Source organism: Ruthenibacterium lactatiformans, assembly GCF_000949455.1.
In the GTDB taxonomy this organism is placed as follows: Bacteria; Bacillota; Clostridia; order Oscillospirales; family Ruminococcaceae; genus Ruthenibacterium; species Ruthenibacterium lactatiformans.
Window position 1 is genome coordinate 300,857 of record NZ_JXXK01000001.1, and the last position, 13,854, is coordinate 314,710.

Genomic DNA, 13,854 nt, shown 5'->3' on the forward strand with positions numbered 1-13,854 from the left:
CCTAAAACGGCCTTAAAATGCGTACAGAATCCCAAGAGAAACCCCAAGGAGGAACTCTATGTCAGACAACCGAAAATATTATTACCTGAAACTCAAAGAAAACTATTTTGACGATGATTCCATCGTGCTGCTGGAAAGTATGCAGGATGGTGTGCTGTATTCCAACATTCTGCTCAAGCTGTATCTGAAATCGCTGAAACATGGCGGACGGCTTCAACTTGACGAGGACATTCCTTACACGGCGCAGATGATCGCCACCATCACCCGCCAGCAGATCGGCACTGTGGAGAGGGCCTTGCAAATCTTCCTGAAGCTGGGTCTTGTGGAGGTGCTGGACAGCGGCACATTCTACATGAGCAACATCGAACTTTTAATCGGCCAGTCCTCTACCGAGGCTGAGCGAAAGCGGGCTGCGAGGCTCCAAAATAAGGCGCTTTCTGCGCTCCGGACAAGTGGCGGACATTTGTCCGACATTCGTCCACCAGAGATAGAGATAGAGTTAGAGAAAGAGATAGAGATAAAGAGAGAGATAGAGAAGGGACACCCCGCCCGCGCCTATGGCCGTTACCAGAATGTTTTCCTGACGGATGAAGAACTGGCAGACTTGCAGGCCAGCTTTCCCACTGTATGGGGCCAGTACATCGAAAAGCTGTCCGAGTACATGGCCTCTACCGGCAAGCGGTATCAGAGCCATGCCGCCACCATCCGGCGCTGGGCCGGTGAGGACGCGAAAAAGGCGGCCCCGCCCACCCGCAACCGGGATTACAGCGTAAAGGAGGATGAAACTGTATGATTGAGATTACCGCAGAAATCCGGGCGCTGATCGACAAGGCAGCTGCCGGTGTGGAATTGGCCGGGGACGAGTATATAGACCCGTCAGACGGGCTCATTCACTGTAAGAAATGCGGCGGCCAGAGGCAGACCGTTGTGCCATGCTTTGGGAAATCCGGCTACTTTATGCCGCGCTGCATCTGCCAGTGCCAGCAGGAGGCTGAGGAGCAGCGCAAGGCTGCTGAAGAACGGCAGCGCCGCATGGAGCGTATCAAACGCCGAAAGGCACAGGGCTTGCAAGACCGTTATCTGTATGACTACACATTTTCCAATGATAACGGGCAAAACCCATTGATGGACAAGGCTCACGCCTATGTGGAGAACTGGAAAGAGGCATATAAGAGCAATATCGGGCTTTTGCTATTTGGAGATGTGGGAACCGGCAAGTCTTTTTTCGCCGGATGTATTGCCAATGCTTTGCTTGACCGGGATGTGCCGGTGCTGATGACGAACTTTCCCACCATCCTGAACCGTCTGACGGGAATGTTTTCCGAGGACAGGTCGGAGTTTATTGCCAGCTTTGACGAGTATGACCTGCTTATCATTGACGATCTGGGAGTAGAGCGCAGTACCGAATATGCTATGGAGCAGATGTTTTTCGTCATTGACAGCCGCTACCGCAGCCGCAGGCCCATGATCATCACCACCAACCTGAAGCTGGCCGAACTCAAAAACCCGCCTGACCTGGCCCACGCCCGTATCTATGACCGTATTTTGGAACGGTGCGCGCCGATTCTCTTTGACGGGAAGAATTTCCGGGAAGAAAATGTCGGTGCTACCCGACAGACAGCAAAAGACATTGTAAACAGTAAGCACGACTGATTTTTTACCGGCGGCACAGACCCGTTCGGAGAAAGGAGCGCCATGAACAAAGAACCCCATACTATGCAGGTGACAGACGCCGCTACTGCGTCCAGAGCGCCGAAAAACACGCCAGCGATGGTAAAGAAAATCGGCAAGACAACCTACAAGGTTCATGTCCATTTCAGCCAGACCAGCACAGAAACCATGAGCGATAAAATCAAGCGTATGCTCAAAAATGAAATTCAGCAGATGTGACAGACTGATAAACGAAGCCGCCTTGTGCTAAACTGATAATGGTACGCACCAAAATTTTTGTCAAGGAGGACACGAAAATGCTTTACACAGAAAAAGAGAAGCATGAAATTGAACGAGTAAAGGAGGTCTTTGCGGAACATCTGCGGCAAAGCCCTGATTTTGAACTGCTCTGGTCGGACAAGGTAGGCTATGTCTGGCTGGCGATTGGCGTCAATCCGCTTTATGTGGATACTGGCATTAGGATAGAATCAGCTGCTGATCTCTGCGGCAGGTGTTTGGATGATGTTGCTACGGATGTTTTATATATGACAGGCAACGATCATGCACTGGAGAAAGCCGATCCGCTGGAATTGGCGGAAATCAAGCGGCGCTGGGAGCCATATATCAACCAGCTGCCAGACTATGCGTATCTCTGCAAAGACCTGCTGAACGGAAAAATGTAATCTATCAAACGAGGTGTCAGGAGCCCTACAGTGCTTCTGACACCTTTTTTAGATTTTTTGTGAATTTGATGAAAAAGTCCTTGACTTTTCGTCTCTGGCAAAACCGCAAAAAGCATTTTGATTTCCTGCGGCTCACGGCTGGCCCCCTTTGACATTCCCCAGCTCCGGGAGATCATGTCCTATGACGAGCTGGAGCTTGACCGCATGGGCGACAGGCGCACGGCCACTTTCTTCTGTATCAGCGACACCGACAGCACCTACAATTTTTTGGTGGCGCTGGCCTTTTCGCAGATGTTCAATTTGCTGTGTGAACGGGCGGACAATGTTCACGGGGGCCGCCTGCCCCATCATGTGCGGGTGCTGTGGGACGAGGCGGCCAACACGGGACAGGTGCCAAATCTTGAAAAGCTGGTGGCCGTGATCCGCTCCCGGGAGGTCAGTCTGACCCTCTTTTATCAGCAGTTGGCCCAATGCAAGGCTATCTATGACAAGAACGCCGAAACCATCCTCGGCAACATGGACAGTGTGGTGTTTTTGGGTGGTCGTGAGTCCAGCACAATTAAGGAAATATCCGAAAACTGGCTGGGCAAGGCCACGATCTCCATGCAGACGGATGGCCGGACACGGGGACAGTCGGAAAGTTACAGCCAAAACAACCAACGGCTGGGCCGGGAGCTGATGACCCCCAGCGAGCTTGCCACCATGCCCGGCGACAGGTGCATCTTGCAGCTTCGGGGCCTGCCCCCGTTCTATTCCAAGAAGTACGATTTGAAGCAGCACCCCAACTACAAGTACACGGCGGAGGCCGACAAACAGAAAAACGCCTTTTCCCTCGACAAGCTCATCAACCGCCGCAGACGGCCCGGGCTGGCCGAGGAATGTGAGGTGTACGAGGCGACCGTGCCGGACGAGGCGCTCACAGACGAGGACATCCTCAACTATGACGATCTCGATGACCCGGACGCCTTTGTATAAGGCTGTTTTTAATTCAGGCTATCTTCTTCATCTTCATCATCTTCTGGAAAATACACATGAGTTTCCCCGATTATTGAGATGGAGCCTTTCCTATCGGCTACTTGCTTATGAGGCATATTTTCGTAGATTGATTCTACTTCATCCACAAGGCTTTGTGGGATTTGTCGGTTCATAATGTCAGCAAGGTATTCCGGCACCAAATGCGGATCAAGATCAAGCGGTTCAAGACCTCGCACATAATTCAAATATCCTGTCGAGGCTTTATTGGTAATCAAATATACGATCAATTCGGCTAAAGCATTTCGTTCACTTGCATTTATTGCTTGTAAAGAGTTTTTGGGGAAAGTGTTTAGAAACACTCTTTCAGCAGGTGACCCATCTCTAAGCTCATAAGTGTATAGGTTTAATTCATGTGCTTTTTCTTTGATCAAATCATAATAGTAGCATAATAATTTGCCTAAAGTTCGGCCAATCCGTTCTTTAGCTTCTTCCGAAATATAGGTATCATCTCTAAAAAAATGAGTTTTGACCATCGAAGCGTCATAGTAGTGCTTCACGAAGTTTTCAAGAGCTGATTTATAGTCATAGGCGTTATCCGTGGAATAATTTGAGTATCGTCCATCAGCATAAAAATTCCGCAATAGAATCAGCAATGCATTTTGTTCTTCGGATAGTTTTTTCTTGGTATGACTATTTATTTTGCATTGAAGATTTTGGTGATCATGAATTTTAATTGTTTCTGCAAATTGTTCAATTTCTGATCCGTTATAGCTACCGTACATAAAAAGAACACATTTTTGCATCCGTTCCACACTGACTGAGGCGTTATACAAGAACATAAATATTTGGTCATTCAAGTAAACATCCTGTGTCGTATTTAATATTGAAAGTGCATTGTACGCAAATGTTCCTGCAAGGTCTATTTCTTTTCCAATATTAAAATTCTTAAAATACTCCAGTTCAGTCAAAACATTTCCCCTCCTATAACTTATTGGTACCGTTACAATTCTATCTTTTATCTTCAAACTATTCAATAAGAGAAAGGATGGTTGCCATTCCAAGAGCTCCTCCCAAAACAATACATACCTGTTCCTGCCGCCTGTAAGGGCGGCTTTTTTCATGTCCGGGTATTCCCCGGAGAAATGGAGGCTATATGCAGTTCTTTTCTTCTGCCATCGACACTTTGCAGACCCTCGTTGTTGCCCTCGGTGCTGGCCTTGGCGTGTGGGGCGTGGTGAATTTGCTGGAGGGCTACGGCTCGGACAACCCCGGTGCCAAAAGCCAGGGCATGAAGCAGCTCATGGCGGGCGGCGGCATCATCGTGCTGGGCACCACCCTGATCCCCCTGCTGTCCGGCCTGTTTTAAGGGCGATAGCTTATGGGATTTCTCACCGACTGGCTGACAGACTGGTTAAAAGGGCTTCTGATCGAGGGGATCATGGGCAACCTCACGGGGCTTTTTGATACGGTCAATACCCGTGTTGGAGAGATTGCGGTGCAAGTGGGGACGACCCCGGCGGCGTGGAACGCCGGGGTCTTTTCCCTCATACGGCAGCTTTCTGAAACGGTGATACTGCCGGTTGCCGGTCTGGTCTTGACCTTTGTTGCCACCTATGAGCTGATCCAGCTCATTATTGAGAAAAACAACCTGCACGATCTGGACTACTGGATCTTTTTTAAGTGGATCTTCAAAACGGCTGCGGCCATCCTCATTCTGTCCAACACATTCAATATCGTTATGGCGGTGTTTGATGTGTCCCAAAGTGTGATTGCCAGCGCAGCCGGGATTGTGCAGGGCTCAACGGACATTTCTTCCTCCATGATCGACACGCTGGAGGCAAGTCTGGAAACCATGAGCCTTGGCGCTCTGCTTGGGCTGTGGCTCCAATCGTTCCTCATTCATGTGACCATGTGGGCGCTGAACATCGTGATTTTCGTCATCGTCTACGGGCGCATGATTGAGATTTACCTACTCACAAGTCTGGCTCCGCTGCCTGTGGCGACCCTCTCCAACCGGGAGCTGGGCAGCATGGGCCAAAACTATTTGAAATCCCTGTTTGCCGTGGGATTCCAAGGGATGCTGATCCTTGTGTGCGTCGCCATCTATGCGGTGCTCATTCAAGGGATCGCCACGGGCGGCGACCCCATCGGGGCCATTTGGGGCTGTGTGGGGTACACGGTGCTGCTGTGCTTCTGCCTGTTCAAAACAGGGACGATTGCCCGGAGCATCTTTAGTGCTCATTAAGAAAGGGGTGTTGTATGCCAAGAAGATACGGGCCGGACGGAACGGCCCTGTGGAATGGAAAAGCCCCGGAGGAATTTTCCGAGGCGGATGTGTACCGCTTCATGGCGGAAACGGAGGAGGTGCTGCAAAAGCGGGAGCTGCTGGGCGGTGAGAGCGACGCCAGGTCGATTGCTCAGCGGCTGGCCGAGGGCCGCACACAGGCCGCCCGGGACAACGCCGCCCGTCCCGCCAAGGCAGCGGTGAAGGAGCCCAGACATGACCGATAGAGCCGCTTTGGGACAAAATGTCCCAAACATGGCGGAGGGACTGTACCTTATGGACGGGATCAAGGGGCTGCTGTCCCTGCCCCAGCACTCGATTGATATGTTGCTTACCGATCCGCCCTACGGCACCACCCGGAATTACTGGGATGTGCCGCTGCCGCTCCCCGAGCTGTGGGAGGCGGTGAAATGGGCGGTCAAGCCCAATGGAGCGGTACTGTTCTTCGCCCAATGCCCCTATGACAAGGTGCTGGGAGCGTCCAACCTGTCCATGCTCCGCTATGAGTGGGTATGGTACAAAGAACGGGGCACAGGTTTTCTCAACGCCAACCGAGCCCCGCTGAAAAAGTCAGAGAACATTCTGGTGTTCTACCAGAAGTCCCCGGTCTATCACCCGCAATTCACCTACGGCAAGCCATACACCCGGACGCACACCAGCAGCGGCCTGAGTACCAACTACGGGAAATTTGTGCGGCAAGGCTCCGGTTCAAGCGATGGGCGGCGCTATCCGGGAAATGTGCTGTTTGTCCCCACGGTGATGGGCGGCATCCACCCGACACAAAAGCCTGTGGAGCTGTGCGAATACTTCATCAAGACCTACACCGACGAAGGAGCGGTGGTAGCGGATATTTGCACTGGCTCCGGCACAACGGCGGTGGCGGCCCTCAATACGGGCCGCCGCTTCATCTGTTTTGAAAACGCCCCGGCCATCTACGGCCCCGCCGTCCAGCGCATTGAGCAGGCACGGCTGGCTGTGGAGCGTGGCGGGAAAGGAGTGTAATTATCGGAGCATATTCCATCATCTATGCCGATCCCCCGTGGCGCTACTCCCAAAAGGGCTTGCAGGGGGCAGCGGAGCATCATTACCCCACCATGAGCATAGACGAGCTTTGTGCGCTGCCTGTGGCCGATCTCGCGGCCCCGGACAGCGCACTTTTCCTGTGGGCCACCTTTCCCCAGCTCCCGGAGGCCCTGCGGCTGATCCGGGAATGGGGCTTCACCTACAAAAGCGTGGCTTTTGTCTGGCTCAAGAAAAACCGTAAGGCGGACAGCTGGTTTTATGGGCTGGGCTTCTGGACACGGGCCAATGCGGAGGTGTGCCTGCTGGCGACACGGGGCCACCCCAAGCGGCAGGCGGCCAACATCCACCAGTTTATCATTTCGCCCATCGAGGCCCACAGCAAAAAGCCGGACGAAACCCGGGACAAAATTGTGGCTCTCATGGGCGATCTGCCCCGTGTGGAGCTGTTCGCCCGGCAGACCCCGCCCGGCTGGGATGTGTGGGGCAACGAGGTACAGTCCACGCTCCGGGACTTCGGGACAAATTGTCCCAAGGAAGGAGGCTGAATATGCCCTATGTGAATGTCCCCAATGATCTGTCCAAAATCAAAACCAAGATTGCCTTTAATCTCACCAAGCGGCAGCTGATCTGCTTCGGGATCGGGGCGGCCATCGGGATTCCCACCTATCTGCTGACCCGTGGGGCCATCGGCAACACCGGGGCGCTGTTCGTCATGCTGGGGATCATGCTCCCGGCCTTTCTCATGGCGATGTACGAAAAAGACGGGCTGCCCTTTGAAAAGGTGCTGTGGAACATGATCAACACCAAGTTCCTGCGCCCCGGCATCCGGCCCTATCGGACGCAGAATATCTATGCTCCATTCACGGGAAAGGAGGAGTCTATTGAACGCAGCCAAAACAAAACCAAACGCAAAAAGAAATGAGCGCCGGGCGGTGGTGTCCGCCCAGCAGACCATCCCCTATGTGGCGATGCACCCAGACGGGGTGTGTCAGCTCCCCGGCGGCATCTACACCAAGACCGTGGAGTATGAGGACATCAACTACGCCGTGGCGTCCACCGAGGATCAGACCGCTATCTTCGGCGGGTGGAGCTCGTTTCTCAACTACTTTGACAGTTCCTTGCCCTTTCAGCTCTCCTTTGTCAACCGTCGTTCCCGCAGCGCCAACCGCTACAAGGTGAATATCCCGGAACAGGAGGACGAGTTCAACAGCATCCGGCATGAATATGTGGAGATGCTCAAAGGCCAGATCGCCAAGAGCAACAACGGCATTGAGCGCACCAAGTACATCACCTTTGGGCTGCCCGCTGGCAGCGTGGCCGAGGCCCGGCCCCGGCTGGGCCGTGTGGAGGCCGATGTCATGGGCAACCTCAAACGGCTGGGGGTACAGTCCCAGCCCTTGGATGGCCGTGACCGTCTGGCGGTGCTTCACGGCCAGATGCACCCGGGGAGCCGGGAGCCGTTCCGCTTTTCGTGGAAAGACATTCCCCGGCACGGCATGGGGACGAAGGACTATATCGCCCCGGACAGCTTCGACTTCCGGCAATCCCGGACTTTCCGGGTGGGCCAGTCGTGGGGCGCTGCGTCCTACTTGCAGATTTTAGCGTCGGAGCTCTCGGACAAGCTGCTGGCGGAAATCTTGGAGCTGGACGCCGAGCTCACCGTCACGCTTCACATCCGGACGGTGGATCAGCTCAAAGCCATCAAGACCATCAAGGGGAAAATCTCTGATATTGGCCGCATGAAGGCCGAGGAGCAGAAAAAGGCGGTGCGGGCCGGGTACGATATGGAGATTTTGCCCCCTGACCTCATTACCTTTTCCAAGGACGCCGCCGAGCTGCTGGCCGACCTCCAATCCCGCAACGAGCGGATGTTCCTGCTGACCTTTACTGTGGTGAACATCGCTCCCACCCGGCAGCGGCTGGAAAACGATGTGTTCACCGTGGGCGGCATCGCACAGAAATACAACTGCGCCTTGAAGCGGCTGGACTGGCAGCAGGAGCAGGGCTTCGTGTCCTCGCTGGTGCTGGGGTACAACGGCATTGAAATCCAGCGGGGCATGACCACCAGCTCCACGGCCATCTTCATTCCCTTTATGACCCGGGAGCTCCGCATGGGCGGGCAGGCGCTCTACTACGGCATGAACGCCCTTTCCCACAATGTCATCATGGCTGACCGCAAGAAGCTGAAATCGGCCAATGGGATGTACCTCGGCTCCACGGGCTCCGGCAAGAGCTTTGCCGCCAAGCGGGAGCTGATCAATGTGTTCCTTGCCACCAATGACCGGATCATCGTGGTAGACCCGATGGGCGAATACGCCCCGCTGGTGCAGCGACTGGGCGGGCAGGTCATCGACATCGCCCCGGACAGCCCCCACCACATTTCGCCTATGGATTTGCAGATGAACGCCAACGACGATGAAAGTCCGCTTTCTATGAAGGCGGATTTTTTGTTGTCCCTGTGTGAGCTGATCGTGGGCGGACGGGAGGGCTTGCAGCCCATTGAGAAAACTGTGATTGACCGCTGTGTGCGGCTGGTGTACCGGGAAATGGCGCTGGGGCTGGAAACGGCCAAAACCCCGCTGTTGCAGGATTTGTACGAGGAGCTTTTGAAACAGCCGGAGCCGGAGGCCCGCCGTGTGGCAACGGCGCTGGAGCTCTACTGCACCGGCTCCCTCAACCTGTTCAACCACCCCACCAATGTCAACCTCAATTCCCGGGTGGTGTGTATCGTCCTTAAAGGGCTGGGCGAAAACCTCCGCAAGATCGCCATGCACACCACCAACGAGTTTGTCACGGCGGCGGTGAACGCCAACCACAAGGCCGGGATCGCTACATGGTGCTACTTTGACGAGTTCCATATCCTGCTGCGGGACGAGCTCACTGCCAGCTACTTTGTGGCCGTTTGGAAGATGCTCCGTAAAAAGGGCTGCGTCCCCAGCGCCCTCACGCAAAATGTGAAAGACCTGCTGGCAAGCCCGGCCATCTCCAACATTCTGGACAACACGGATTTTCTGATCCTGTTGTCGCAGGCCCAAAGTGATCGGGCGATCCTCGCCAAGCAGTTGGGCATTTCCGAGCACCAGCTCTCCTACATCACCCACTCCAATTCCGGCGAAGGACTGCTGTTCTATGGAAATGTGACCATCCCGTTTGTGGATCGGTTCCCCAAGGGAGAAATCTATAACCTGCTGACCACCCGCCCGGAGGATATGGCCCATGAGCGAAAAGACGAATAAGGCCGGGGCCACTTCGGGACAAAATGTCCCGAAGCCCCCAAACGGGGCCCCCACAAAGTCGGATGACTTTGTGGGGAGAGGAGGAGCAACGGAGCGGGCGGATTTTGGCGGCAGTGCCGCCAAAGAAGCTAAAGCGAAGTTTGCGACGACGAAGTTCCGGCACAAGAGCCAGCAGGAGCAGACTGCCGCCAGCAAGCTCCGCATGGAAAAGCGGGGTGAAAAGCTGGAGAAGGCCAAGGAAAAGCTGGCAAAACAGAAACCGCCCAAGCCGCCCGGCCCGGTTCGCCGGGTGGCCGGGACGGTGGGTGGAGGCGTTCACGGTTATGTGCATGGCAAGATGTTTGAAGTGGAGCAGGACAATGTGGGCACCGAGGGCGCTCACCGCTCCGAGCTGGTGGGCGAGTCCGCCCTGCGCCACGGCAAACGGTTTGTGCAAAAGAAAATCCGGGAGCACCCGGCCAAGGCTGTCCGCAAGGCCGAGTCCAGGCACATCAAGGCCACGGCGGACTATCACTACCGCATGGCCGCCCAAGAGCACCCGGAAATGCGGGGCAACGCCCTGTCCCGGCTGATCCAGAAGCAGAAGATCAAGCGGCAATATGCCAAACAAGCACGGGAGGCCGCCAAGCAAGGGGCCAAGGCCGCTGAAAAAACAGCAGTCACCACAGAAAAGCTGGCGGCCCGGGCCGTGGGCTTCGTCAAGCGGCATCCCGTGGGGGCGCTGCTGTTTGTGGCGGTGTTCCTGTTGCTGGTGATGATGCAGTCCTGTATGTCCTCGCTGGCAACGCTGGGCAACGGCACGGCGGGGGCTATCGGGGCATCCACCTATCCCGCCGAGGACGCTGATCTGCTGGGGGCGGAGGCTGCCTACTGTGCTTTGGAGGCTGAGCTGCAAAACTATCTGGACACCTACGAGAGCACCCACGACTATGACGAGTACCACTACGATCTGGACGAGATCGAACATGACCCCTATGTCCTGCTGTCCATCATCAGCGCATGGCATGAGGGGGAATGGACGCTGAACGAGGTGCAGGACACTTTGCGAATGCTCTTTGACCGCCAGTACATTCTCACCGAGGATGTGGTGGTGGAGGTGCGGTATCGGACGGAAACCCGGACGGATAGCGAGGGCAACGACTACGATGTGGAAGTGCCGTACAACTACTACATCTGCACCGTGACCCTTTCCAACGAAAACCTTTCCCACCTGCCTGTCTACATCATGGGCGAGGAACAGCTCTCCCGGTATGCCCTCTACATGGCGACGCTGGGCAACCGTCCCGATCTGTTCCCCAGCTCCGACTATGTGGGCAAGTACAAGGGCGATCCCGTGGAGCATGAAGTCCCCGAGGAATATCTGTCGGACGAAACCTTTTCCGCCCTGCTCACCGAGGCGGAAAAGTACATCGGCTATCCCTATGTCTGGGGCGGCTCCAGCCCGTCCACTTCCTTTGACTGCTCCGGCTACCTCTCATGGGTGCTCAATCAATGCGGCTGGAATGTGGGGCGGCTGGGGGCCCAGGGCCTATACAACTACTGCACCCCCACCAGCTCACCCCAGCCGGGCGATCTGGTGTTTTTTGTCGGCACCTACGACACGCCGGGGGTCAGCCATTGTGGGCTGTATGTGGGGGATGGCTGGATGCTCCATTGTGGAGATCCCATCAGTTATACCAACCTCAACAGCAGTTATTGGCAATCTCATTTCTACGCCTACGGGCGTTTACCGTAAAGGAGGCTTTCATGGCAATTTCCAAAAGTGCAAAGATCGAGGCCGAAATTGAAAAGGTCAAGGCCAAAATCTCCGAACAGCAGGCCCGGCTGAAGGAGCTGGAACAGAAAAAGGTGGAGGCGGAAAACAGCGAGATCGTGGACATCGTGCGTGGCATGAGCATCCCTCTTGCCGAGCTGCCCGTGGCGCTCCAGCAGATCCGGGCCAGGGCCACCTTGGGACAAAATGTCCCGAAGTCCGAGGGGGTGTCTGAATGAAAAAACTGCGTGTTTTGATGGTAACGCTGTGCGTTGCCGTGTTCCTGTGCGGCTTCTCCGTCACGGCCTACGCCGGGGGCGGCCCCGAATGGGAGGGCCTTGACCCGGCGGAGGAAACCACCACCCCCGAGCCTACCATTGAGCCCGGCGAGAGCTTCACCGAGGAGGGCAACCTTGTGACCCGGGATCTGCTCTATGACGAGCACACCAACAAGCAGTTTATCACCGTTCAGACCAGCGGCGGCAGCACCTTTTACATCGTCATTGACTACGACAAGCCCACCGACGAGGACGCTGAACAATACGAAACCTACTTTTTCAGCGTGGTGGACGAGGCCGATCTGCTGGCCGCTCTGGAAGCGTCCGGGACGGAACTGCCCGAGTGTACCTGTACGAAAAAGTGCGTGGCGGGGGCGATCAATATGGATTGCCCCGTCTGCTCCACCAATATGACCGAGTGCGTGGGGGCAGAGCCGGAGCCCGAACCCGTGGAGGAGTCGGAGCATACCCCCGAGCAGGAGCCCGAACAGGCGGGTGGAAACACCGGGCCGCTCCTGCTCATTCTGGCGGTGGCGCTGGTGGGCGGCGGAGCCGGGTGGTATTTCAAGGTCTACCGCCCCAAGCAGCAGCGGGCCGCTGAAACCGAGGAGGACTACGGGGACGAGCTGGAAACCTACGACGACACCCCGCCGTGGGACGAGGAGGACGAGGACGAAACGGAGGGCGACAAATGAAATTCACCAACAGTCCCTATGAAACGATGATGCAGCAGGTTCCCCGGTATGAGCGGCCCGAGCCTGTCAAGGCCCCGGAGGGCTCCCGCTGCCACGGCTGCCCCTACTGGCGGGGGATCGGGTGCGTGGCCTGCTACCGGGAACTGCTGAAAGGCGCTGGCGGCGGGAGGTGAAACGGTGGCCCGAGAGCTGACCCGTGAGGAAAAGGCGGCCATCCGCAAGCTGGTGACAAGGCTGTGCGCCAACTATGACCGGGATGTGGGCTGCCTGCCGCTGGACTGCCCCTGCTATATGCTGGAGAAGTACTGGACGGGGGCGCTGTGCCGCTACTTCCGGGAGGCGGTGTTACCCAATGATCCCGTGCTGGAGGCGTCCCTCGCTGCGGAAGGCCCCGCCCCGAAAACCCGGCCCTGCCCGGTATGTGGCAGGGCTTTTCTCCCCGATGGCCGGACACGGTATTGCTCCTCCGGCTGCGCCAGGACTGCTCTGCGACAGCAAAAGAGAAACTACATGAGAAAAAAGCGAGGCTGATGCGTGGAAAATTAGGCCCCGGAAATGCCCATATTTCAAGGCTTTCCGGGGCCGCATTTGAAGTGGGTAATATGTTTTCATTGGCTGTCCCAATTTAGGGCAAATGCTTTCCACACTTTGCGCCGGGGCTTCGGGACATTTTGTCCCAAAGTCTTGGTCATTTCTGCTTACAAAAAGGAGGTACTATGTGCGAACAGGATAACCCGATGAAAACCGTGGAGCTGTCCACCGAACAGAACTACAACATGATCGACGGGCTGCTGAACAACGGCCCGGCCCGGCCGCCCCACCCCCCCGGAAAAGGAGCTGGATAAGGTGAAGGAGCCCCCCAACAAGCACAGGAGCCGGGAGCGTGAGGAGCGGTGACAAAGAAACGCCGCCGCTGTGTCCATCTTCATGTGATGGTGACGCCGGAGGAGCAGAAGCTGATCGGGGAACGCATGGCCGAGGCGGGCATTTCCAACATGGGGGCTTATATACGGAAAATGGCTTTGAATGGCTATGTGCTCCATGTTGACCTTTCGAACATCCGGGAGCTGGTGTCCCTCCAGCGGCGGTGCGCCAATAATCTCAATCAAGTGGCGATCCATGTGAACACCTACGGCGGCATTTACCCCGACGAGATCAAGGCCCTGCAACGGGACTACGCTGACCTTTGGGGGCCGCTGTCCGACCTGCTGAAAAAGCTGTCGTCAGTGGTGGAGATGTAATTAGGGGGGCGGCTTTCGCCGTCCCCCACTTTTTAT

The 13,854-nt window shown here is 55.8% G+C and carries 19 protein-coding genes and 1 pseudogene; 19 read left to right on the forward strand and 1 reads right to left on the reverse strand.

Features of this window, described 5'->3' with window-relative positions; translation table 11 throughout:
• Positions 1-58: 58 nt before the first annotated feature.
• From TQ39_RS01425 to TQ39_RS01445, 5 genes and pseudogenes are all read left to right on the forward strand, one after another.
• Positions 59-793: a phage replisome organizer N-terminal domain-containing protein gene (locus tag TQ39_RS01425; protein WP_050004286.1), complete on the forward strand. Its 735-nt coding sequence runs from the start codon at positions 59-61 to the stop codon at positions 791-793.
• Positions 790-1,653, forward strand: coding sequence for an ATP-binding protein (locus TQ39_RS01430; protein WP_050004287.1), 864 nt, complete (start codon positions 790-792; stop codon positions 1,651-1,653). Before TQ39_RS01425 ends, TQ39_RS01430 begins: the two co-directional genes overlap by 4 nt.
• A gap of 63 nt (positions 1,654-1,716) precedes the next feature.
• Positions 1,717-1,890: a transposon-encoded TnpW family protein gene (locus tag TQ39_RS01435; protein WP_478002385.1), complete on the forward strand. Its 174-nt coding sequence runs from the start codon at positions 1,717-1,719 to the stop codon at positions 1,888-1,890.
• A 77-nt stretch (positions 1,891-1,967) separates the two neighbouring features.
• Complete coding sequence (locus TQ39_RS01440) at positions 1,968-2,333, forward strand: hypothetical protein (protein WP_050004289.1); 366 nt, start codon at positions 1,968-1,970, stop codon at positions 2,331-2,333.
• A 93-nt stretch (positions 2,334-2,426) separates the two neighbouring features.
• A pseudogene (locus TQ39_RS01445) lies at positions 2,427-3,308 on the forward strand (VirD4-like conjugal transfer protein, CD1115 family); the annotation flags it as partial.
• A gap of 8 nt (positions 3,309-3,316) precedes the next feature.
• Here the strand turns inward: TQ39_RS01445 and TQ39_RS01450 are convergent.
• Positions 3,317-4,276: a hypothetical protein gene (locus TQ39_RS01450; protein WP_156146145.1), complete on the reverse strand. Its 960-nt coding sequence runs from the start codon at positions 4,274-4,276 to the stop codon at positions 3,317-3,319.
• A 185-nt stretch (positions 4,277-4,461) separates the two neighbouring features.
• Here TQ39_RS01450 and TQ39_RS01455 point away from each other — a divergent pair, with 185 nt between their 5' ends.
• The 14 genes from TQ39_RS01455 (at position 4,462) to TQ39_RS01515 (ending at position 13,818) form a co-directional block, all read left to right on the forward strand.
• A complete protein-coding gene (locus tag TQ39_RS01455) occupies positions 4,462-4,674 on the forward strand; it encodes a Maff2 family mobile element protein (RefSeq protein ID WP_050004291.1) in 213 nt (70 codons plus the stop codon).
• A 12-nt stretch (positions 4,675-4,686) separates the two neighbouring features.
• A complete protein-coding gene (locus TQ39_RS01460) occupies positions 4,687-5,553 on the forward strand; it encodes a VirB6/TrbL-like conjugal transfer protein, CD1112 family (protein WP_050004292.1) in 867 nt (288 codons plus the stop codon).
• Between the two features lie 14 nt (positions 5,554-5,567).
• Complete coding sequence (locus TQ39_RS01465; protein WP_050004293.1) at positions 5,568-5,819, forward strand: hypothetical protein; 252 nt, start codon at positions 5,568-5,570, stop codon at positions 5,817-5,819.
• Positions 5,809-6,594: a DNA-methyltransferase gene (locus TQ39_RS01470; RefSeq protein WP_050004294.1), complete on the forward strand. Its 786-nt coding sequence runs from the start codon at positions 5,809-5,811 to the stop codon at positions 6,592-6,594. Before TQ39_RS01465 ends, TQ39_RS01470 begins: the two co-directional genes overlap by 11 nt.
• A 17-nt stretch (positions 6,595-6,611) precedes the next feature.
• Positions 6,612-7,160 carry an MT-A70 family methyltransferase gene (locus TQ39_RS01475; protein ID WP_207641395.1) on the forward strand — a complete coding sequence of 183 codons (549 nt, stop codon included), beginning with the start codon at positions 6,612-6,614 and terminating at the stop codon, positions 7,158-7,160.
• A 2-nt stretch (positions 7,161-7,162) separates the two neighbouring features.
• Positions 7,163-7,537: a PrgI family protein gene (locus TQ39_RS01480; RefSeq protein ID WP_050004296.1), complete on the forward strand. Its 375-nt coding sequence runs from the start codon at positions 7,163-7,165 to the stop codon at positions 7,535-7,537.
• Positions 7,467-9,851: a VirB4-like conjugal transfer ATPase, CD1110 family gene (locus TQ39_RS01485; protein ID WP_207641394.1), complete on the forward strand. Its 2,385-nt coding sequence runs from the start codon at positions 7,467-7,469 to the stop codon at positions 9,849-9,851. Before TQ39_RS01480 ends, TQ39_RS01485 begins: the two co-directional genes overlap by 71 nt.
• Complete coding sequence (locus TQ39_RS01490; protein WP_050004297.1) at positions 9,832-11,586, forward strand: C40 family peptidase; 1,755 nt, start codon at positions 9,832-9,834, stop codon at positions 11,584-11,586. Before TQ39_RS01485 ends, TQ39_RS01490 begins: the two co-directional genes overlap by 20 nt.
• Positions 11,587-11,597: 11 nt before the next feature.
• Positions 11,598-11,843 (forward strand): DUF4315 family protein, encoded by a 246-nt coding sequence (locus TQ39_RS01495; protein WP_050004298.1) that lies wholly within the window; start codon positions 11,598-11,600, stop codon positions 11,841-11,843.
• Entirely contained in the window at positions 11,840-12,577 is a 738-nt protein-coding gene (locus TQ39_RS01500) for a DUF4366 domain-containing protein (RefSeq protein WP_050004299.1), read from the forward strand. The genes TQ39_RS01495 and TQ39_RS01500 overlap by 4 nt, the downstream gene beginning before the upstream one ends.
• The gene (locus TQ39_RS21165; RefSeq protein WP_167541515.1) at positions 12,574-12,750 is read left to right on the forward strand and encodes a hypothetical protein; all 177 of its coding nucleotides are present in this window, start codon (positions 12,574-12,576) and stop codon (positions 12,748-12,750) included. The genes TQ39_RS01500 and TQ39_RS21165 overlap by 4 nt, the downstream gene beginning before the upstream one ends.
• A 4-nt stretch (positions 12,751-12,754) precedes the next feature.
• On the forward strand, positions 12,755-13,108 hold the full coding sequence (locus TQ39_RS01505; RefSeq protein WP_050004300.1) for a cysteine-rich VLP protein: 354 nt from the start codon (positions 12,755-12,757) through the stop codon (positions 13,106-13,108).
• A 185-nt stretch (positions 13,109-13,293) separates the two neighbouring features.
• Positions 13,294-13,422 carry a DUF4316 domain-containing protein gene (locus TQ39_RS01510; protein ID WP_412433793.1) on the forward strand — a complete coding sequence of 43 codons (129 nt, stop codon included), beginning with the start codon at positions 13,294-13,296 and terminating at the stop codon, positions 13,420-13,422.
• Positions 13,423-13,470: 48 nt separating this feature from the next.
• Entirely contained in the window at positions 13,471-13,818 is a 348-nt protein-coding gene (locus TQ39_RS01515) for a plasmid mobilization protein (RefSeq protein WP_050004301.1), read from the forward strand.
• The last annotated feature ends 36 nt before the right edge of the window (positions 13,819-13,854 follow it).